This window comes from Promicromonospora noduliphila, assembly GCF_056951025.1.
In genome coordinates this window covers 3,984,925-4,004,043 of sequence record NZ_CM167806.1, presented here as the reverse complement: position 1 = coordinate 4,004,043, position 19,119 = coordinate 3,984,925, and the positions used below count along the sequence as shown (strand labels likewise).

Annotated in this window: 18 protein-coding genes; 7 read left to right on the top strand and 11 right to left on the bottom strand. The window is 69.7% G+C overall.

Annotation, left to right across the window (positions count from 1 at the left end; all coding sequences use genetic code 11):
• Positions 1–181 precede the first annotated feature (181 nt).
• Both AC0QU1_RS17585 and AC0QU1_RS17580 read left to right on the top strand, forming a co-directional pair.
• Positions 182–2,662: a glycoside hydrolase family 3 C-terminal domain-containing protein gene (locus tag AC0QU1_RS17585; protein ID WP_483571078.1), complete on the top strand. Its 2,481-nt coding sequence runs from the start codon at positions 182–184 to the stop codon at positions 2,660–2,662.
• Positions 2,663–2,690: 28 nt separating this feature from the next.
• The gene (locus AC0QU1_RS17580; protein WP_483571076.1) at positions 2,691–5,258 is read left to right on the top strand and encodes a family 78 glycoside hydrolase catalytic domain; all 2,568 of its coding nucleotides are present in this window, start codon (positions 2,691–2,693) and stop codon (positions 5,256–5,258) included.
• 66 nt (positions 5,259–5,324) lie between these two features.
• On the opposite strand, the gene AC0QU1_RS17575 is transcribed toward AC0QU1_RS17580, so the two are convergent.
• Genes AC0QU1_RS17575 through AC0QU1_RS17565 form a run of 3 tightly spaced genes read right to left on the bottom strand, consistent with a single transcriptional unit; the run spans position 5,325 to position 7,987 of the window.
• Complete coding sequence (locus tag AC0QU1_RS17575; RefSeq protein ID WP_483571074.1) at positions 5,325–6,563, bottom strand: NAD(P)/FAD-dependent oxidoreductase; 1,239 nt, start codon at positions 6,561–6,563, stop codon at positions 5,325–5,327.
• Between the two features lie 33 nt (positions 6,564–6,596).
• Positions 6,597–6,797: a ferredoxin gene (locus tag AC0QU1_RS17570; RefSeq protein ID WP_483571073.1), complete on the bottom strand. Its 201-nt coding sequence runs from the start codon at positions 6,795–6,797 to the stop codon at positions 6,597–6,599.
• A complete protein-coding gene (locus tag AC0QU1_RS17565) occupies positions 6,797–7,987 on the bottom strand; it encodes a cytochrome P450 (protein ID WP_483616255.1) in 1,191 nt (396 codons plus the stop codon). The genes AC0QU1_RS17570 and AC0QU1_RS17565 overlap by 1 nt, the downstream gene beginning before the upstream one ends.
• Before the next feature lie 160 nt (positions 7,988–8,147).
• On the opposite strand from AC0QU1_RS17565, the gene AC0QU1_RS17560 reads away from it, so the two are divergent.
• On the top strand, positions 8,148–8,717 hold the full coding sequence (locus AC0QU1_RS17560; protein ID WP_483571071.1) for a TetR/AcrR family transcriptional regulator: 570 nt from the start codon (positions 8,148–8,150) through the stop codon (positions 8,715–8,717).
• A 37-nt stretch (positions 8,718–8,754) separates the two neighbouring features.
• On the opposite strand, the gene AC0QU1_RS17555 is transcribed toward AC0QU1_RS17560, so the two are convergent.
• From AC0QU1_RS17555 to phnD, 5 genes are read right to left on the bottom strand one after another with little or no spacing between them, the layout of a single operon-like run.
• The gene (locus AC0QU1_RS17555) at positions 8,755–9,387 is read right to left on the bottom strand and encodes a TetR/AcrR family transcriptional regulator (RefSeq protein ID WP_483571070.1); all 633 of its coding nucleotides are present in this window, start codon (positions 9,385–9,387) and stop codon (positions 8,755–8,757) included.
• A gap of 14 nt (positions 9,388–9,401) precedes the next feature.
• Positions 9,402–10,172 carry a tyrosine-protein phosphatase gene (locus AC0QU1_RS17550; protein WP_483571068.1) on the bottom strand — a complete coding sequence of 257 codons (771 nt, stop codon included), beginning with the start codon at positions 10,170–10,172 and terminating at the stop codon, positions 9,402–9,404.
• Positions 10,169–11,023, bottom strand: a complete 855-nt coding sequence (gene phnE, locus AC0QU1_RS17545) for a phosphonate ABC transporter, permease protein PhnE (RefSeq protein ID WP_483616253.1) — start codon at positions 11,021–11,023, stop codon at positions 10,169–10,171. Before phnE ends, AC0QU1_RS17550 begins: the two co-directional genes overlap by 4 nt.
• A complete protein-coding gene (phnC, locus tag AC0QU1_RS17540) occupies positions 11,016–11,870 on the bottom strand; it encodes a phosphonate ABC transporter ATP-binding protein (protein ID WP_483571065.1) in 855 nt (284 codons plus the stop codon). Before phnC ends, phnE begins: the two co-directional genes overlap by 8 nt.
• 14 nt (positions 11,871–11,884) lie before the next feature.
• Positions 11,885–12,805 (bottom strand): phosphate/phosphite/phosphonate ABC transporter substrate-binding protein, encoded by a 921-nt coding sequence (phnD, locus tag AC0QU1_RS17535; protein ID WP_483571064.1) that lies wholly within the window; start codon positions 12,803–12,805, stop codon positions 11,885–11,887.
• A 226-nt stretch (positions 12,806–13,031) separates the two neighbouring features.
• Between phnD and AC0QU1_RS17530 the strand changes: the two genes are divergently transcribed.
• Positions 13,032–13,292 carry a type II toxin-antitoxin system Phd/YefM family antitoxin gene (locus AC0QU1_RS17530; protein ID WP_483571063.1) on the top strand — a complete coding sequence of 87 codons (261 nt, stop codon included), beginning with the start codon at positions 13,032–13,034 and terminating at the stop codon, positions 13,290–13,292.
• Positions 13,289–13,696 (top strand): type II toxin-antitoxin system VapC family toxin, encoded by a 408-nt coding sequence (locus AC0QU1_RS17525; RefSeq protein ID WP_483571061.1) that lies wholly within the window; start codon positions 13,289–13,291, stop codon positions 13,694–13,696. The genes AC0QU1_RS17530 and AC0QU1_RS17525 overlap by 4 nt, the downstream gene beginning before the upstream one ends.
• A gap of 77 nt (positions 13,697–13,773) precedes the next feature.
• Here the strand turns inward: AC0QU1_RS17525 and AC0QU1_RS17520 are convergent, their stop codons facing one another.
• The 3 genes from AC0QU1_RS17520 to AC0QU1_RS17510 form a co-directional block, all read right to left on the bottom strand.
• Positions 13,774–14,754, bottom strand: a complete 981-nt coding sequence (locus AC0QU1_RS17520; RefSeq protein WP_483571060.1) for a zinc-binding dehydrogenase — start codon at positions 14,752–14,754, stop codon at positions 13,774–13,776.
• A gap of 195 nt (positions 14,755–14,949) precedes the next feature.
• The gene (locus tag AC0QU1_RS17515) at positions 14,950–16,206 is read right to left on the bottom strand and encodes an NAD(P)/FAD-dependent oxidoreductase (RefSeq protein ID WP_483571058.1); all 1,257 of its coding nucleotides are present in this window, start codon (positions 16,204–16,206) and stop codon (positions 14,950–14,952) included.
• Between the two features lie 6 nt (positions 16,207–16,212).
• A complete protein-coding gene (locus tag AC0QU1_RS17510) occupies positions 16,213–16,638 on the bottom strand; it encodes a 2Fe-2S iron-sulfur cluster-binding protein (protein WP_483616251.1) in 426 nt (141 codons plus the stop codon).
• Positions 16,639–16,752: 114 nt separating this feature from the next.
• On the opposite strand from AC0QU1_RS17510, the gene AC0QU1_RS17505 reads away from it, so the two are divergent.
• Both AC0QU1_RS17505 and AC0QU1_RS17500 read left to right on the top strand, forming a co-directional pair.
• Entirely contained in the window at positions 16,753–17,631 is an 879-nt protein-coding gene (locus AC0QU1_RS17505) for an SDR family NAD(P)-dependent oxidoreductase (RefSeq protein WP_483571055.1), read from the top strand.
• A gap of 74 nt (positions 17,632–17,705) precedes the next feature.
• Positions 17,706–18,947 (top strand): cytochrome P450, encoded by a 1,242-nt coding sequence (locus tag AC0QU1_RS17500; protein WP_483571054.1) that lies wholly within the window; start codon positions 17,706–17,708, stop codon positions 18,945–18,947.
• Positions 18,948–19,119 lie beyond the last annotated feature (172 nt).

The window sequence follows — 19,119 nt, the reverse complement described above, 5'->3', positions numbered from 1 at the left end:
ATGGTGGTCCTCTCGTCGCCGAGCCGGGGTGTTCCTCGTGTGCCGGTGCCGCCTCGGGTGGCTGCTACAGTGATACTAGCGCGCGATAGTCGCTGATGGGGCAGACCTCGCGCAGCGGCCCTCTTCCTGTCCGGGTGCTTGATGGGCCTCGCCCCGCGTCGTCTGTCGAAGGAGACACAGCATGAGCGGATCTGTCAGCGCCGTGCGCGAGCAGCTCACCCTGGAGGAGAAGGCCCTGCTGGTCGAAGGGGTGGACTCCTGGCGGACCAACGGTGTCCCGCGCCTGGGGGTCCGGTCGCTGTTCCTGACGGACGGGCCGCACGGGCTGCGCAAGGTCCGCGAAGCCACGGGCGGCTTCGGGGTGTCGGACAACGCGCACTCGACGGCGTTCCCGACCTCGGCGACCGTGGCGTCGTCGTGGAACCCGGACAACGCCTACCGGATGGGCGTGGCCATCGGGCGCGAGTGTGTCGACGGGGACGTGGACGTGCTGCTCGCTCCGGGCGTGAACATCAAGCGCAGCCCCCTGTGCGGCCGCAACTTCGAGTACTACTCCGAGGACCCGCTGGTCTCGGGGGTCTTCGGCAGCGCGTTCGTCCGCGGCGTGCAGAGCCAGGGCGTGGGGACGTCGCTGAAGCACTTCGCTGCGAACTCGAACGAGGACTACCGGTTCGTGGGCGACAGTGTGGTGGACGAGCGTGCGCTGCGCGAGATCTACCTGCGGGCCTTCGAGCGGGTCGTGACCGAGGCGGACCCGTACACCGTCATGTGCTCCTACAACCGCGTGAACGGGACCTTCGCCTCGGAGAACCGTGAGCTGCTGACGGGCATCCTGCGACAGGAGTGGGGTTTCGACGGCCTGGTCATGACCGACTGGGGTGCGACCCATGACCGGGTCGCCGGCGTGGCGGCGGGGTGCGACCTGGACATGCCGGGGCAGGTCGAGCACAACCGGGCGAGCATCGTCGCGGCGGTGCGGGACGGCCGGCTCGCGCAGTCCGCCCTCGACGCCGCGGTCGACCGCGTGCTGACGCTGGTCGAGCGGTCGTCGGTGCCGAGGCCGGATCGCGGGCCGCACGATCCGGCCGCACACGCACGGCTGTCCTGCGAGATCGCCACCGACAGTGCCGTGCTGCTCGCCAACGACGGCACGCTGCCGCTGGCGTCTGAGGGGGGCCGTCTCCTGGTGGTCGGTGAGATGTTCGCCAAGATGCGGTTCCAGGGCGCCGGCTCCTCGCTGATCAACCCGCCCGAGGTGATCACGCCTCAGGACGCGTTCGAGCGGCGCGGCGTGCGCTACGCCTACGCCCAGGGCTACCGCAGCCTGTACACCGAGCGCGACACCGCGCTGGAGACGGCGGCCGTGCACGCGGCGCGGGAGGCGGACACGGTCCTGTTCTTCGGCGGGCTGACCGACCTGGAGGAGAGCGAAGGCTTCGACCGCACCTCGATGGCGCTCGGGGACAACCAGCGCGAGCTGCTGGAGGCTCTGCTGGGCACGGGCGCGAAGGTCGTGCTGGTGTTGTTCGCGGGTGCGCCTGTTGAGCTCCCGTTCGCCGACCGCCTCGCGGCGGTGCTGGACATGTACCTGCCGGGGATGCACGGCGGGGAGGCGACCGCGGCCCTGCTGTTCGGCGAGGCCAACCCGTCGGGCAAGCTCACCGAGAGCTGGCCGCTGACCGCGGCGGACTCCAGCCCGCACGACGACTTCGACCGGGGCGCGACCGCGCGCTACTACGAGTCGATCTACGTGGGCTACCGGTTCTACGACAAGGCGGGCACCCCGCTGCGGTACCCGTTCGGCCATGGGCTCTCGTACACCACGTTCGCCTACGACGACCTGGTCGTGGACACGACGGGGGAGCGGGTCACGGTCACGGCGCGGGTCACCAACACCGGCGACCGTGACGGGTCCGAGGTGGTTCAGCTCTATGTGCGCAACAACACCGGCCACGTGTTCAAGGCGGACAAGGAACTGCGTGCCTTCACGAAGGTGCTCCTGGCCGCAGGCCAGGGCGCGGACGTCACGCTCGCCTTCGACCTGGCCGACCTTGCCTACTGGGACGTCGAGCGTCACGGCTGGGTGCTGGAGGACGGGACGTACGAGGTGTGCCTGGCCGCATCGGCCGCCGACGTCCGGCTGACCGCGCCGCTGGAGGTCACCGGGCACGCCCGGTCCCGCTCGCCGTACCCGCCCGGCGTGGACCACGCCTACGCCACACCACCTCGGACCGTCCCTGCCTGCTTCCCCGCCTTGGTCGGCCGCCCGGTTCCGGAGGAACGTCCCTCCAGGCGGCTCACCCTCGAGGCGCGCCTGGTCGACACCCGCGGCTCCCTGCTGGGCTTGATCATGTACTCCTCGGTGATGTCGGTCGTGCGCAAGGAGTACACCGCCGCCCTGGCCCTGCCGGACTCGCTCGAACGCGACACCCGGGTCAAGAACACCCACTTCGTGGTCCGGATGATGCCGTTCAACTCGTTGCGCTCCATGGCGATGTCGTCGGGCGGCCGGTTCCGGTACGAGACCGGGGCCGGGCTCGAGCAGATCGCCGCCGGCCATCCGCTGCGGGGACTGCGCACCATCTGGAGCGCGATGAAGCAGCGGCCCACGGAAGCCGCGCCCGTCGAGGCGCGTGTAGCCGAATCGGCAACCGAGCGGTGAAGCACACCGTCGCCCGTAAGGAGAAGCCATGAGGATCAGTGCCCTGACAGTCGAGGGACTCGAGCACGGCTGCGTCACCGACCAGGCCCCCCGCATCGCCTTCGCTCTGGAGTCCGACGTGCCCGGCGAGGCGCTCGCCTCCGCCCGGATCGCCGCGGGCGACTGGAACGTGACGACCACTGACCAGGTCGGCGCCGTCTACGGCGGGGACCTGCGGCCGTTCACCGAGTACCCGGTCACGGTCGTGGCGACGGGGACGAGCGGCGCCGTCGCCGAGGCGAGCACCACGTTCCGGACTGGGCGCCTGGACACCCCGTGGACGGCCCGGTGGATCACCGACGCGTCGTACACGTTCCCGGACAAGGCCTCGCCCGTGCCCCTGCGGTTCCGGCGTCAGTTCGTGCCCAGGTCCGGCGTGCGCCGCGCCTGGGTCGAGGCCACCGCACTGGGGATCTACGAGCTCGAGCTCAACGGCGTCAAGGTCGGCCAGGACTACTTCGCGCCAGGGTTCACGTCCTACTCGCACCAGATCCAGTACCAGACCTACGACGTCACCGACCTGCTCGGCGCCACCGACGGGGACGTGCTGAGCGCGACCGTCGGCGGGGGATGGGCGGTCGGTTCCTTCACCTACCACCGCAAGAGCAAGATCTACGGCGAACGGCAGTCCTTCCTGTGCGAGCTGCACGTCGAGTACGACGACGGCACCTGCGAGGTGATCGCGACCGACCCCTCCTGGCAGGTGACTCAGGACGGCCCGGTGCGGATGGCCGAGTGGTACGACGGCGAGACGTACGACGCCACCGTCGACGAGGCCACCGTGGTCTGGCGCGGCGCGGACGTGGTGGAGCCGCCGCGCGGCAACCCCGCCCTGGTCGCGCAGTACGGCGCCCCGGTGCGGGCACAGCAGACGATGCGCCCGGTGTCCGTCACCACGGCGCCCAGCGGCGAGCTGGTCTACGACTTCGGGCAGAACTTCGCCGGCGTCGTCCAAGCCCGGCTGCGCGGCCGTCGTGGCCAGACCGTCACTTTCCGGCACGCGGAGGTGCTGGTCGACGACGAGCTGTTCGTGAAGTCGCTGCGCACCGCCAAGGCGACCGCGACCTACACCTGCGTCGACGGCGACCAGACCTACTCGCCCCGGTTCACGTTCATGGGCTTTCGCTACGTCGGCGTGCGCGGCATCGCGGCGGAGGACCTGGAGCTGACCGCCCTGGTGCTGCACTCCGACCTGCCCGAGAACGGCACCTTCGAGTGCTCCGACCCGCTGCTGAACAAGCTCAACGAGAACATCCGCTGGGGTGCCCGGTCCAACTTCGTCGACATCCCGACCGACTGCCCCCAGCGCGACGAGCGCGAGGGCTGGACCGGCGACATCGCCGTGTTCGCCTCCACGGCCGCCTACAACTTCGACACCAGCCGGTTCCTGGACAAGTGGCTGCGCGACGTCAGCGCGGAGCAGAGCCGCGGGGGAGGGATCCCGATGGTCGTGCCCAAGGCGGGCAGCAACTGGCCCGCCATGGCCACCTCGTGCTGGGGCGATGCCTGCATCCTCGTGCCGTGGGCCGAATACCTCGCGCGCGGCGACGTCGGCCTGCTGCGCCGCCAGTTCCCGACGATGCGCCGGTTCCTCAAGGCCGCCGTCTGGTGGTCGGGGCTGTTCTCCGTGCGGCCGAGCCGCCGGGCGATCTGGCGCTACCCGTTCCACTTCGGCGACTGGGCCGCGCCCACCGGCGGTGCCCGTGACTGGATCGCCAAGGGCAAGTGGGTGGCCACCGCCTACTTCGCCAACTCCTGCGAGATCGTGGCGCGCATCGCCGACCTGCTGGGCGAGACCGAGGACGCCGCCCACTACCGGCGCCTGCGCGAGCGGTCGGTGGACGCCTACCGGAAGGTCTTCACGGACGGCAAGGGCCGCCTGGCCAACGAGTTCCAGACGGCGTACGTCCTGCCGCTGCACTTCGGGATGACGCAGGGTGCCGAGACCGAGGCGATGGTGGCCAACCTGGTCCGCCTGATCGACGAAGCGGACGGCCACCTGGCGACCGGCTTCACCGGCACGCCCTACATCCTGTTCGCGCTGTCCGACAACGGCCGCGTCAAGGAGGCCTACGACCTGCTGCTGCAGGAGACCTGCCCCTCCTGGCTGTACACCGTGAAGGCCGGCGGCACCACGATCTGGGAGCGGTGGGACGCGCTGCGCCCCGACGGCACGGTGAACATCTCCGACCTCTCCGGCGGCAAGTCCGACGACCAGTCGGGTGGCGGGATGGTCTCGTTCAACCACTACGCCGCGGGCGCCGTCGGCGACTGGCTCTACCGCCGCGTGGCCGGCATCGAACCGGTCGAGGGCGGATACCGGTCGTTCCGTGTCGCGCCGGTGCCCGGCGGCGGGCTGACCGCCGCACGCGGCACCGTCGGCACGCCGTACGGCCGAGTGGTTTCCGACTGGGCCATCACGGACGGGGTCTTCACGCTGCGGGTCGAGGTCCCCGTGTCGACCACTTGCACGGCCGAGCTGCCCGACGGGACCTCGCACACGCTCAGCAGCGGCACCCACGAGCTCACCTGCGACACCACCGCGCTCCTGGTCTGAGCGCGGTTCCACGGGCGCTGCCCGTCCCGGTGGCTCACACCGAGACGTGACGGGCTGGAGCGAGACCTATCTGCTGACGGGCGTACTCGGTGCGGGGTCGGGCGCTGAGGTGGTCCCGGCCTCCAGTGATGCCCGCCATTGACGTAGTACCTTGGCGCTGCGTACGCCGACGACACCGACCAGAGCGTGGTCGCGCAGGTACGCGACCACGAAGCGACCCGCCTCGAACGTGCCGTGGACGAGCCGTGCCTCGTCGTGGTCTCGGAGCCATCCGTAGGCGTGCAGGGCCGTGCCGCACTGCTCGGTCCAGAAGTAGGGGACCGTGGTGAACGGTGTGGTCGGTCCGTCGACGATCGTGCGGGCCACGTAGAGGCCCTGTTCGGTCGCGTTGGTCCGGTGCTCGACGCGCACGGCCCGGCCCGTGCGGGCGTCGGGCCACCGGCACACGTCTCCGACCGCGCTGATCCCTGGTGCGGCGTTCAGATAGGCGTCGCACCGGACGCCGTCGGTCAGGTCGAGGCCGCCGGCCCCCCGCAGCCAGCCGACGGCGGGTTCGCCGCCGATCGCGACCAGGAGGGCATCGGCCGCGATCCTGATGCCGTCGGCAAGCCGGACGCCGGTGAGTCGGCCGTCGCTCTGTTCGACGGTGGTGACCTGTGCGGAGGGGCCGGTGCGCACCTCGACGCCGCGGTCGGTGTGTGAGCGGTGCAGCCAGCCGGCGACCGTACCGCCGATCCCCGTACGATCCAGCAGGTGCGGTCCACGGTGCAGCAGGTGAACTCGTAGCCCGGCTGCGGCCGCCACGGACGCGATCTCCGTGCCGATCAGACCTCCGCCGACCACCACCAGCCGGCGACCGGGCACGAGCTCGCCCCTCAGGTCCCGGGCGTCGTCGAGCGTGCGAAGGTGGTGCACGCCCGCGACGCCGGCCGCCGCGGGCAGGCGCCGTGGTTCCACCCCGGTGGCCACGACGAGGTGCTCGTAGGGGAGGGACTGCCCGTCGTCGAGCCTGACCTGGCGATCATGGATGTCGATGGCGGTCGCCCGGACGCCCAGGTGCATCGCGACGTCGAGGTCGCTGAGCTCGCCGGCGGTGCGCAGCCGCAGATGCTCGAGCCCGGAGTGTTCGTCGAGCAGCGATTTCGACAGGGGCGGGCGGTCGTACGGCAGGTGCCGCTCCGCCCCTACGAGATGGATCGCACCGGCGTAGCCCTTACGCCGGAGTGCCTCGACCGTGGCGACACCGGCGGCCGCCGCGCCGACGACCACTACACCACGCGCCTGACGGCCCGGCCTCGGCGTCATTGGCCGCTTCCGAGGCAGGTGACCCGGCGTGCGCTAGCCACCAGGCGTCACCGTGATGGCCCTTGCGGGGCATCGGGTCGCCGCGTCCTCGACAGCCGCGCGACGGGACTCGTCGGGCGCCTCGTCGAGCAGAACGACCAGGCCCTCGTCGTCGTCCTGGTCGAAGACGTCGGGTGCGGCCAGTACGCATACACCTGCCGCGACGCATCGGTCGGTCTCGGTCGTGATGCGCATCAGCGGCTCCCGTCCCAGGTCACGAGCAGCTCCTTCACTCCGTACACCACCATCTCGTTCTTGTAGGGGATCTGGCCCAGGGGCGTGACCGCCCGTAGCCCGGGCAGTCGGCGTAGCAGTGCGGGCAGCGTGAGCCTGAGTTCGAGGCGGGCGAGGTGCTGGCCGAGGCACTGGTGCACGCCGTACCCGAAGCCCACATGGGCCGCGTTGCGGTCCAGGTCGAGCCGGTCCGGCTCGTCGATGAACCGCGGGTCCCGGTTGGCCGACTCCAGGGCGACGGCCACGTACTCTCCGGCCTTGACCAGCCGTCCGCCGATCTCGACGTCCCGGACGGCGAGGCGGAGCACGCCGAGGTGGACGATGGTCAGGTAACGGATGAGCTCGTCGACGCCGGTGCCCAGCACCGCCCTGTCGTCCCGTACCCGGGCGGCCAGCTCGGGCTCCTGGAGCAGGCGCAGGGTGCCCAGGGCGATCATGTTCGCGGTGGTGTCGTGCCCGGCCGTGAGCAGCAGGAGCGACAACCCGACCAGCTCCTCGAACGTCACGGGGTGCTGCCGGGGGTCCTGGATGAGCCTGCTGAGCAGGTCCTCACCGGGTGCGTCGTACTTCGTCTGGACCAGCCGGGCCAGGAACGCCTGGATCTCCAGCCCGGCGGCGTCACGCTGCTCGGTGGCCAGGCTGAAGTCGATCAGTCGCGCGGTGATGGCCGCGAAGGCGTCGCGGTCCTCCTCGGGGACGCCGATGATCTCGCTGATGATCAGCGAGGGGATCGGCAGCGCGAAGTCGCGGTAGAGGTCGATCGGACCTTGCTGCTCGGTGAGCGCGTCGAGGCGCGCTTCGACGAGGCCGCGGACGAACGGCTCGAGACGGGCAATGGCCTTGGGCGAGAACTCCCGCGCCAGGCGCAGCCGCAGCGAGGAGTGCGCCTCGCCGTCCAGGCGGAGCAGGATGCCCGGGGCTGCCGGCTTGCCGAGCTCCGCCGGGTTTCCGATGAGGTGCGACGAGCTCGAGTCGACGTTGCTGAACGACTCGCCGTCCAGCAGGACCGTGCGGGCGTCCTCGTAGCGGCTGACGAGCCAGACGTCCAGGCCCACGGGGGTGCTCACCCGGGTCACCGGGCGCTCGTCACGCAGGGTCGCGAATCGGGGGTCGGGGTCGAACGGGCACCGGTTCTGCGGCAGGGGTTCCACCGGGCAGCGACCTTGTGCGGTCACGGTCATTCGTCCTCCAGGACGGTCGAGAGGTGATGGCTCGTGCTCGCCGGCGGGACCGGCCCTTGTATCTTCACTGACCGATCGGCCAGTGACAAGCCGCTCGGCCAATCTATGCGTCGCGGGTTATGGTCGGGACGTGTCGACCTCTGACCTGGCCCCGGTCCCCGTGCGTGAGCGCACACGGCGGGAGATCGTCGAGCGCGCGATGCACCTGTTCGCCACCAAGGGCTTCGAGGCGACGTCGTTGCAGGACATCGCCACCGCCGTGGGCTGCTCCAAGGGTGTGGTCTCCTACCATTTCTCCGGCAAGCGTGCGCTGTTCGGCGAGGTCATCGCCCCGGGGGTCGCGGCGCTGCGGGACCTGCTGGGTGACGTCGCCGACCTTCCCCAGGCTCGGGCTCAGTCGGTGGCCGCGCCGCGCTTCATCGCGCTGTGCCTCGAGTTCCGCGGCATCGTGGCGGTCCTACCGGAGTTCACCGCGTCCTCGATCGAGCTCGCCGAGCTCGGGGAGCTGAACGTGCTGGGTCGCCAGCTCCTGGGGGTGCTCGCGGGCAGCGACGACCCGACAGCGCTCGAGATCGCCCGGTTCGCCCTCGCCGGGCTGTTCGTCCTGCTGCGCGAACCACGGCTCCAGTCCGAGCCGTCGCTGGAGTCGGTGCTCGGGACAGCGTTCGAGCGACTGCTCGGCGCGGGCGCCTCAGCTTGAGAGTCAGCCTCGGTGCAGCGGTGGCGGCTGCGCCAAGTCATCCGTCCGTAGGGCCGGGCTCGACGCTCATGCCGCGCCAGGCGACCTGGATGGCCTCCCGGCAGCGGGCGACGGCCTCCGGCTCGTCGAGGGCCAGGCCCCGCACGACGACCTGGTAGTAGAAGACGCCGTTGATGAGGTCGATGCATGCGTCGATGTCGGTGTCTGGGCGCAGGATGCCCCGATCGATCCCTGCTCGCAGGACCGCGATCATCCCGGCGCGCCGGCGGGCAACGTGTGACCTCCAGTACGCCTGTGCGAGCTTGCGGTCGGTCATCGCCAGCCGTATGCGGAGCCGGAAGCGCTCGTCGGAGTACGTCCTGCGGGTCGTGGCGGGCGCTGCGGTGAAGACGTCGAGCACGTTCTGGAGCAGGTCGCCGTCGAGCGGTATGGCATATGGTTCGCGCCCGCGGTCGAGGGCGGCGGCGACGAGGTCGGTCATGCTGGGCCAGCGCCGGTAGATGGCCGCGCGGCTGACGCCGCTCAGCTTCACGACGCGGCTGACGGTGATCTCCTCCCCGCGCTCCAGGAGCGCAATGGCGGCGTCGATGATGAGCTCGTCGTGGCCTTCGGCCCGGGGGCGCCCGGGACCGCGGCGGCCGGCCGCGGCCCCGGGCGGGGTGGGTGTCACGCTCTCCACGGGGCCTAGGCCGCGTCGGGAGACGTGAGGGCCCGCTCGCGCAGCTGGGCGACGAGGCCGTCGCTCAGTCCCGCCGCGCGCAACGGCGCCAGCGGGTCGGCGTGCCGTTCGGCGAGAGCGTCCAGCAGCTCGCGCATCGGCGCCGGCGAGAACTCGTGTGCGAGGCCGGCGCGCGCGGCGTCGTTCAGGTCGAGTCCAAGGCGGCTCATGAGCGGTCCAACCACCGGCAGGATGCGCTCCTGGATCGCCGCCGAGCTCTGTCCGGTGCGGGCGTAGTCGGCGACGATCTGGTCGCCGTCTGCTCCGAGGGCGAGCAGCAGCGACGCGGCGAGCACGCCCGTACGGTCCTGGCCCGCCGCGCAGTGGAACGCGACAGTCCCGGGGGCGTAGGCGATGATCGCGAGGGCCGTGACGATCTGCGCAGCGGCACCCTCGTACATCCGCACGTACATCCGCCCGAACGCTGTCTGATCCATCGGGTCGCCGCCGTCGGCGGCCTGGCTGATGTCCGCGAGGAGCGGGACGTGGTGGTAGGTCACTGCTGGCTGCGCGCCGAGCGGACCGCGGCCGGTGACGCCGAGCTCGTCAGCCGAGCGCAGGTCGATGACCGCCCGCAGACCGTCCTCGACGAGGACCCCAGCGAACTCGTCGGTCACGATGGCAAGGTCGTCGGCGCGTAGGGCGAAGCCATGGCGCAGGACGCCGCCGTCGACGGGGATGCCGCCCAGGTCGCGGAGGTTGACGGGGGCACTGAGCGTGATGGGGGTGCTGGTCATGTGATCTTCCTCCGGATGACGGCGCTGGCCTGGTCGATGACCGTGACCAGCACGATGATGCACAGGACGATGGCGCTGAGGTGCCCGTAGTCGTACATCTTCATGGCAGTGGTGAGCTCGAGGCCGATGCCGCCGGCACCGACCATGCCCAGGATGGTCGCGCCGCGCACGTTGCCCTCGAACAGCAGGAGTGTGTACGACACGAGCAGGGGTCCGGCCTGCGGCAGCACGCCGTACTGGATGACCTGACGCCGGGAGGCACCGACGGCCTGCATCGCGGTGACAGGTCCGGCGTCGACGGCCTCCATGGCCTCGGCGAAGATCTTGCCGATGGAGCCGATCGAGCCGACGGTCATCGCGAGGATGCCGGCGAACGGTCCCAGGCCCACGGCCGAGACGAACATGAGCGCGAACACCAGGTCGGGCAGCGACCGGATGATGTTCATGACCCACCGGGTGGGGTAGTACAGCCAGCGTGGGGCGATGTTCGACGCCGCGCCGAAGGCGACCACCAGCGACAGCACTGCCCCGAGCATCGTGCCGACGATCGCCATCTGCAGCGTCTCGACGAGCAGCTCGACGATCGTGCCGAGCTTGTCCCAGGTGGGCGGGAACAAGCGCAGGAGGAAGTCGCCCATGTTCGTCGCGCCCTCGCCGAGCTTGGCGAAGTCGAACTCGGCGCCGACGAACGACCACACCAGCAGTGCGACCACGACCGGGATGCCGAGCAGGAACCGCGCGCGCGGGACGTTGATCGCGCGCTCCAGCCGGGCGCGCTCGCTCGGGTCGAGCAGCGGCCGCAGCTCGGGCCCGCCGCGACCCTCCGGCTCGCGAGAGGTCCGGTCAGGCATGGTGGTCGACATCGTCGCCGCCTTCCTCGCGGTCGCGGGCGCGGCCGGGTGCGTCGTCGGCCACCTGCGTTTGGGTGTAGAGCACGCCGAGCGCCGTTGCGTCGAGCTGCGCGGTCGGAGCTGATACGAACACCTTCCCGTGCCGCAGGCCGACGATCCGGTCGGAGTGAGCGAGCGCGAGCGGCAGCACGTGCAGGCTCACGAGCACGGGGATGCCGTCCTCCCGCGCGATCTCGTGCAGCAGATCGAGCACCGCCTGCGACATCGTCGGGTCGAGCGACGCGACGGGCTCGTCGGCGAGGATGAGCTCTGGCTGCTGCATGAGCGCCCGCGCGATGGCCACGCGCTGCTGCTGCCCGCCGGACAGAGAGCGTGCCGGATCGGTCGCCTTGTGCGCGATCCCCACGCGATCGAGCAGCTCCATCGCGCGCTTGCGGTGCGCGGCGGAGAAGCCGCCGACCACGTTGATGGCACCGGCGTCGTGCAGGGCGCCGGTCAGCACATTCGTGAGCACGCTGAGCCGGCCGACGAGGTTGAACTGCTGGAAGATCTGGCCCACGGACGCCCGTACGGCGCGCAGCCGCCCGCGCCGCAGCTTCGTCATGTCGGCGCCGACGACGTGCACCGATCCGCCGGTGACGGGCGCGAAGCCGGTGAGGCTCCGCATCAGCGTCGACTTGCCCGAGCCCGACGCGCCCAGCAGTGCCACCAGCTCGCCGGGGAACAGGTCCAGGTCGACGCCGTCGAGCACGAGCGGGCCGTTGCCGTAGGCGACCGTGAGGCCGCGTACGGACACGACCGGCGAGCCCTGCGGCGGCTGTGGCCGCTGGATCGTTGGAGAGGTCACGAGGGGCTCGCCGCTCAGCCGAGGTCGGAGATGTCGACGTCGGCGATCGCCGCGACGTCGACGAACGGCTGGAAGACCGACGGGTCGGGGTCGACGATCGGGTCGGTGCCCTGCATCGCCTCGAACATGGCGCCGAGCGCGTCGGCGTTCTCCTCGACGAACACGTTCGGCAGCGCCTCGGCGAGCAGGTCGCGCTTGTCCGGCGCGATCTCCTGGTCAGCCAGCACGGTCACGGCGACGGGCATCGAGTCGCTTTCGCCGATGGAGCGTGTCTCGCCCTTCTCGAACGGGAACATCGGGTCGCCGGCGCCTGCCATCGACGGGAAGATCGTCGAGGTGCAGGCCACGTCGGCCTGGCCCTCCTTGAGGGCGACGAAGCTCAGGTCGTGGCCGCCGGAGAACATGGACGTGTAGTCGACGTCCTTCTCCAGGCCCGCGTCGTGCAGCATCGCGACCGGCATGAAGTAGCCAGAGCTCGACGCCGGGTCCGCGAAGGCGACGACGGTCTCGGGAGTGATGTCGTCGAGCGATCGCAGCGGCGAGTCGTCCAGCACGAGGCACGTCGAGACGGGGTCGTCGTTGCCCGGCCATGCGACGAGCGAGTCGACCTCGCCCGTGTTGACGGCGAGCGCGGACGGGAACCCACTCATGAAGCCGATGTCGACATGGTGGTTGCGCAGGGCCTCGACGACGGCCGTGTAGTCGGGGACGTCGACGATCTCGACCTCGCGGCCGGTCTCCTCGGAGACGAGGTCGGCGAACGCCTCGATCGGGTTCTCGGCCGCCGGGTCGTCGCCGAGCGGGGTTGTGGCGAAGGTGATCGGGGCGTCCGGATCGGAGGCGGCGGTCTCGCCGGACACCGTGGCCGTGCAGCCGGCGAGCGCGACGGCCCCCAGCGCGAGGAGGCCGATAGCGGGGAGGGCGCTGGCGCGCATGGTGGTCCTTTCAGCGGGGCGCCGGGCAGGAACCCGGCCGGGATATCGCGACTGGCGATATCGGAATCACACTCCGGAAAGGTGACCGCGAATTACGAGACCGCCGTACCTGGAACCTAAGGTGCGGTGAACTTCTGGTGAGCATCCAGGGGGAAGTGCGCACCAAAGACGGGATTCACAAGCAGGCGACAATCACCGATGTGCGCGGAGTGCTACGCTTGCGCACATGACTACGATCGCTGCTCGCGAGCTTCGCAACCACACAGCCGAGGTCCTGCGCCGCGTGGCCGACGGCGACCACGTCACCGTGACGCAACACGGCACTCCCGTCGCGGAGATCGGCCCGGTGACATCGACGCGGCCCCGGTCGCTCCGTCGTGCCGAACTCCTGAAGATCCTCGGTACGGTCCAGGCCGATCCCGGTCTGCGTGACGACCTGGCAGAGCTCGCCGGCGAGACCACCGACGACCTCGGGCCGATCCTGTGAGCGCACCCGCAGCACGAGGCCTGCTCGACACCAGCGTCTTCATCGGCCTGGAGTCAGGCCGGCCCCTCGACGGCTCCGCACTACCGGAAGAGTCCTTCGTCTCGGTCATTACTCGCGCGGAGCTTCAGGCGGGCGTACTCGCCGCCAAGGACTCCGAGACACGCGCCAGACGCCTCGCCACCCTCGACGCGATCGGTTCGCTCGAACTGCTTCCGGTCGACGCGACCACGGCATCACACTGGGCACGACTTCGCGTCAAACTGGCGGAGAACAAGCGTCGCGTGAACGTCAACGACCTGTGGATCGCCTCGATCGCGCTGTCCAACGACCTCCCCGTGGTGACCCAGGACGCCGACTTCGAGCCGCTCGCCGAACTGGACGCACTGGACGTCATCTCGGTGTAGGCCTGACCGCGGAGGCCGACCCGCTCCCGGAGGGCCATAGGGCAGCCGGAGAAGGCGGGCCGCCACCAGCGCAGGCATCAGAGGCGGGCGACGAGGCGCCCGGCGACCTTTCCGGCGCGCAGGTCCGCGATGCCCGCTGGGATGTCTTCGAAGGAGATCTCCGTGGTCTGGGGGGCCAGGTCTCCGTTCTTCATGAGTTCGTAGAGGGCGGCGATGTCGTCCTTGGTGCCGCCGATCGAGCCGCGGTAGTTGACGTGACTGGTGACCATCGTCAAGGTGTCGATGGTGGCTTGGGTCCGGGCGAGTCCGACCTGGACGACGGTGCCGTCGAAGCGGACGGCTTTGAGCGCCGCCGCCGTGGTGGTGCCGAAGCCGGCGTAGTCGACGATGAGATCGAAGCCCGCACCGGCCCACTCGGCGGCATCGGCGACGACGTCCGTGACACCGAGAGAGCGGGCTCTGTCCCAGGCGCTCTGCTTGGGTTCTGCGACGTGCACTTCGGCTCCGAGCAGGACACCGACGCGGGCGGCGATCTGGCCCAGGCCGCCGAGGCCGATGATGCCGACCTTCATGCCGGCCTTGACGCCACCGCGGACGACGAGGGCGTGGTAGGCGGTCATGCCCGCGTCGGTGGCCATGGCACCGTAGACGATGTCGAGCTCGTCCGGCACGCGCACCAGGTCGTTCGCGGAGCCCAGGTAGTAGTCGGCGAAACCGCCGTCGTGCCCGTAGCCCGGGGCGACCTCGCCCGCGGCGGGGCCGTCGGAGCCCGGCGCGGCGGCGCTCGCCGTGGGACAGACGCCGACGCGGTCACCGGTCTTCCAACCGGTGACGCCGTCGCCGACGGCATCGATGGTGCCGGCGATCTCGTGACCCAGAGTGATCGGAGTCTTGGCCAGGGCGGCGGCGATGAGAGGGTCGTCCAAGCTGCTGACGTCGGAGTGGCAGAGACCCGCCGCGCCGACCTTCAGGAGCACCTGACCGGGGCCGGGTCGCGGGATTTCCAAGTTGGCCAACTGCAGGGGGTTGCCGGTCCCGGTGAACTGCCATGCCTTCATGTCGTCCTTCTTTCTGGTTGCATCCTGCCGGACACGTCGGAGGTGCCGTTCACACCTGGCTCTTCGGAGCCGGGATCACGGGGAGCACGACGCGGGAGAGCCGGGTTGCGTCATGGGCGACTTTCTGGTGGGCAATCTGCGACGTCGGGGCGTCGGTCGCAGCGGTGAGATCGGTTTCACGGTCACCGCCTGCTCTCAGGCGGCGTTGGCGACGGCCAGGAAACTGCGCAGCGGGACGTCCGGGTCGGCGAGCGCCTCCGGGTCCAGGACGGCCTTCGATTCGATGAGTTTCCGCGAGAATGCGAAGTCACCGGATGCGCCGACGATATCGGCGGCGATGAGCTTGCTCGCCTCAAGATAGAAGACTTCGAGCTTGCGATCTTGACCCGGGTTGGGGCGGCGCACTACGACCGTGTCGGCCGTGGCGCTGAGGCCAACCGACTGCAGCTTGAGGTCGTACTGGTCGGACCAGAACCAAGGAAGCGCCGAGTACGGGGCCTCATCTCCCAGGATGCTCCGCGCGACGTGTCGGGCCTGCTCCGATGCGTTGGGCGCCGACTCGAGGCGCCGTTGGCCGCCGTGCTGCGGGCAGGGGTGCCGCGAAGCATCCCCGATGGCATACACGCCCGGGACAGAACTACGAAGGTGCGTATCCACGACGATTCCGTTGTCGACGAGCGCTCCGGCACGTTCCGCGAGCTCGGTGCGCGGAGTGACGCCGATGCCCACGAGCACGAAATCGACTTCGAGTGCCGGTGCACCGTCGAGCAGGACGGCCGCTACGTTGCCTTGGGCATCGGTGCGGAACCCGGCAATGCGTGCCCCAGTCCGTACATCGACGCCCTCTTCACGATGGACGCGCTGGAAGAACTCGGAGACGGGTGCGGACGTCACGCGCGCCAGCACACGATCGGCGGCCTCCAGGATGGTCGTCTCCACGCCGGCGCGATGCGCGGCCGAAGCTATCTCGAGCCCGATGTAGCCGCCGCCGATGATGGCCGCACGTGCGCCGGGCCGGAAGAACTCCTGCAGCCGGAGCGTGTCATCGATCGTGCGCAGCGTCAGCACGTTCGCCGCCCCGCGGAGCTCCGGATTCGGCAGCGTCCGGGCCTTGGCGCCGGTGGCGATGATGAGCGACCCGTAGGGAATCGCGTCGCCGTCGTCCAGGTGAACGGTTCGGCCCGCTGCATCGATATCAGCGACCGCACGGCCGAGCCGGAGATCGATGCCCTCGCGGACGTAGAAGTCGTCGGTCCGCAGAGCGATCTCGGGGAGCTGGGCCGTGCCAGTGAGGATGCCCTTCGAGAGCGGGGGGCGCGCATACGGCGCCTGGGATTCGTCGCCGAGAATCGTGATCGGCACGCCGCTCCCGGCCATTCGCAGCGCAGCAGCCGCCTCGACCCCGGCCTGTCCGGCGCCAACGACGACAATGCGGTCGGAGCGCGTCGACATCGCAGATCACTCCACTTCGGGCACGTGGACGACGAGCCCATCGGTGTCCGCTGTGCAGCGGATCTGGCAGGACAGGCGGCTGAACTCGGTCGGCTCCGCGGCGGTGACCTGCAGCATGTCCTCTTCCTCGGGGCTCCGCTCGCCGAGGCGATCAAACCACTCGGGCGCGACGAAGACGTGGCAGGTAGCGCACGACAGCTCACCCCCGCACTCACCGATGATGCCGGGCACCAGATTGTTGAGCGAGGTCTGCATCACTGAAGCGCCGTCCTCGGCCTCGACTGCTCGATGCTCTCCGTCGGGCAGTACGTACTCGACCTTCGACATGTGTACTCGGACCTCCTCGTCCGTCGGACGCAGCGCCCACCCTGCCGCGTCGAAGTTTGACTCACCGGTCAATGTGTACCCCAAGTCCATGAGGATTACAACCATGCCGCCGATGAGTTTATTGACCGAGGCGTTGCATTAGGCGGGAACCAGGCGTAGGTTCTCTGCAGGTCGCCCGCACATCGGAGTGAGGGCGCAGGGATCTGCTGGGAGGCAGAGATGACCGATCTTCGCAAGGCACTGACCGTCGTGACCGGTGGAGGCAAGGGCGTCGGTCTTGGCCTGGCGCTCGAGGCCGCGAGGCGCGGCTCACGCGTCGTGATCGCCTCGATCTCGGACGCCAGTGACGCCGTCGAGCAGCTCCGTGCCGCCGGCGCAGAGGCCGACTGGTTCCAGGTCGACGTTTCGAATCGCGAACGCGTGCAGGAGCTGGCCGCGTTCACTCGCGAGAAGTACGGTCCGGTCAACGTCCTCATCAACAACGCTGCCGGCGGCGACAGTGCCGGTTCGATCATCGACAACGACCCCGAGGGGATCCAGGCGGCGTTGAACATCAACGTGCTCGGCTATGTGTGGACGATCCAGGTCTTCGCGGAGGACCTGCGGTCGAACGCCGCCACGGGTGCGCCGGCCTACATCCTGAACGTCGGCTCCGAGCACTCGCTCGGCGTGCCGCCGCACGTGATGCCGCTGAGCGCCTACACCGTCACCAAGCAGGCTGGGCTCGCCGTGACCGAGGTCGTTCGCCGGGACTTGGCGGGGACAGGCATCGGGGTGTCGCTCGTTGCCCCCGGCTGGGTGCTCACCGAGCAGGTCAGCGGCATGATCTCCGCTTCTGAGGAGTTCGCGGCGGCGGTTACGCCGTATGCGCAGGAGACCAGCGAGGTCGCGAGCATCGCCTTCGACGGTCTGCTTGCGGGCAGGGAGCTGATCGTCACCAACCCGAAGTCGGTGCCGTTCGCGAAGGACCGGGCGCACCGCATCCTCGGCGACCTGAGCTGGGCCGAGCACCGGGAAGAGGCGGCGGAGGGGTGGGCGCACGATGGCACCGGCGACATCAGCAAGTGCCCGGTAGCCCCCACCCTCGGCCTCTCGTAGCACCGGCCATCGCTCGTCGCCACTCACCTTCTACAGTTCGAAACCGCAAGCGACTTCAATGGAGAGGTTCCCCAATGTCTTTGCTCACCCCCGAGACCACGTCGATTCCCGATCTGTCGGATCCAGCCACGTTCGCGCCCGCGCTTCCGCTCGAAGCGTTCGCGGAGATCCGTCGTCGACCGGGCCTGTACTGGCAGCCGACGCCCATCTCGACACGGCACGGCGGATTCTGGGCAGTCACCAGATTCGCCGACATCGTCGCGATCGAGAAGGACCCCCAGCTCTTCTCCTCCGCCCAGGGCGCCGCCTACCCCGGGATGTTCCCGGACGAGAACAACCCTCTCAGGGACAACCTGATGATGACCGATCCGCCGCGCCACAGTACGCTGCGACGTGCCGCCGCAGCGGGATTCGGTCCCCGCATCGTCAGGAATTTCGAGCCCTGGGTCCGGGAGATCGTCCGTGAGGCCATCGCGGACGTCGACGGCAAGGACGAGTTCGACTACGTCGAGGCGTTCGCCAAGACCATCCCGGCCCGGGTGATCGCGACGGTGCTGGGGGCACCGCTCTCGGACCGCCAGAAGCTCGTGGACTTCGCGATCGCGGTCTTCGCCGCGAACCAGCAGACCGAAGGCCTCGACGAGGGCGGGTCGTCCTCCGACGTCATGTTGCCGGCGGTGATGGAGATGGTCGCCTACGCGGCGGAGATCCAGAAGATCAAGCGGGCGGAGCCCGCCGACGACATGTTCACTGCACTGGGAGCGCTCGTCGAAAGCGGCGAACTCACGCAGAGCGAGTTCACCCAGTGGATGTTCCTCATGATGGCGGCAGGATTCGAAACGACCCACACGGCCATCGGCCAGTCCATGCGGCTGTACCTCGAGGACCCCGAGGCGCATGAGGCGATGGACCGCGCCTTGCAGGAGGACAAGACCGACCGTGCGGTCGACGAGTTCATCCGGCTGAGCAGCCCGCCGATGCAGATGGCCCGGGCGGCCACACGAGACACCGAGTTCGCCGGCACGCAGATCCGCAAGGATGACGTGCTGGTCATGTACTTCGTGTCCGCGAACCGGGACGAGGCCGTCTTCAGCAACCCGGACCGCTTCGACCCGTGGCGCCCCGAGAAGGACACGCTCGCGTTCGGCAGCGGCGCCCACCGTTGCATCGGGCAGTACCTGGCGAAGCTCGAAGTGCAGGTTCTCTGGGAGGAGCTCGCAGCGTCCGGCCTCAAGCTCCGCCTCAACGGCGAGCCAAAGCGTGGGTGGTCGAATTTCATCAACCAGCTCATCGAACTGCCTGTCGCACGAGCATGATCGGGGCCCGTGCGCAGACGGCCGTCAGGCGTGCGTCGGATTGAGGGTCGAAGGGACGTCGCCGAGAGCAGCTTCCGACCAGCGCGAGAAGCCACGACAGAATCACGCCACGCCCGACGGCCGGGTTCGTCGCGAACGTGGCCGACGCCGCCGCGAAGAGATCCTCCTTGAG

Excerpts from the sequence above, each read along its gene's own strand:
- AC0QU1_RS17585 (WP_483571078.1), top strand. The coding sequence starts at position 182 with ATGAGCGGATCTGTCAGCGCCGTGCGCGAGCAGCTCACCCTGGAGGAG.
- AC0QU1_RS17580 (WP_483571076.1), top strand. The coding sequence starts at position 2,691 with ATGAGGATCAGTGCCCTGACAGTCGAGGGACTCGAGCACGGCTGCGTC.
- AC0QU1_RS17575 (WP_483571074.1), bottom strand. The coding sequence starts at position 6,563 with ATGACGCCGAGGCCGGGCCGTCAGGCGCGTGGTGTAGTGGTCGTCGGC.
- AC0QU1_RS17570 (WP_483571073.1), bottom strand. The coding sequence starts at position 6,797 with ATGCGCATCACGACCGAGACCGACCGATGCGTCGCGGCAGGTGTATGC.
- AC0QU1_RS17550 (WP_483571068.1), bottom strand. The coding sequence starts at position 10,172 with ATGACCAGCACCCCCATCACGCTCAGTGCCCCCGTCAACCTCCGCGAC.
- phnE (WP_483616253.1), bottom strand. The coding sequence starts at position 11,023 with ATGCCTGACCGGACCTCTCGCGAGCCGGAGGGTCGCGGCGGGCCCGAG.
- phnD (WP_483571064.1), bottom strand. The coding sequence starts at position 12,805 with ATGCGCGCCAGCGCCCTCCCCGCTATCGGCCTCCTCGCGCTGGGGGCC.
- AC0QU1_RS17530 (WP_483571063.1), top strand. The coding sequence starts at position 13,032 with ATGACTACGATCGCTGCTCGCGAGCTTCGCAACCACACAGCCGAGGTC.
- AC0QU1_RS17520 (WP_483571060.1), bottom strand. The coding sequence starts at position 14,754 with ATGAAGGCATGGCAGTTCACCGGGACCGGCAACCCCCTGCAGTTGGCC.
- AC0QU1_RS17515 (WP_483571058.1), bottom strand. The coding sequence starts at position 16,206 with ATGTCGACGCGCTCCGACCGCATTGTCGTCGTTGGCGCCGGACAGGCC.
- AC0QU1_RS17510 (WP_483616251.1), bottom strand. The coding sequence starts at position 16,638 with ATGGTTGTAATCCTCATGGACTTGGGGTACACATTGACCGGTGAGTCA.
- AC0QU1_RS17505 (WP_483571055.1), top strand. The coding sequence starts at position 16,753 with ATGACCGATCTTCGCAAGGCACTGACCGTCGTGACCGGTGGAGGCAAG.
- AC0QU1_RS17500 (WP_483571054.1), top strand. The coding sequence starts at position 17,706 with ATGTCTTTGCTCACCCCCGAGACCACGTCGATTCCCGATCTGTCGGAT.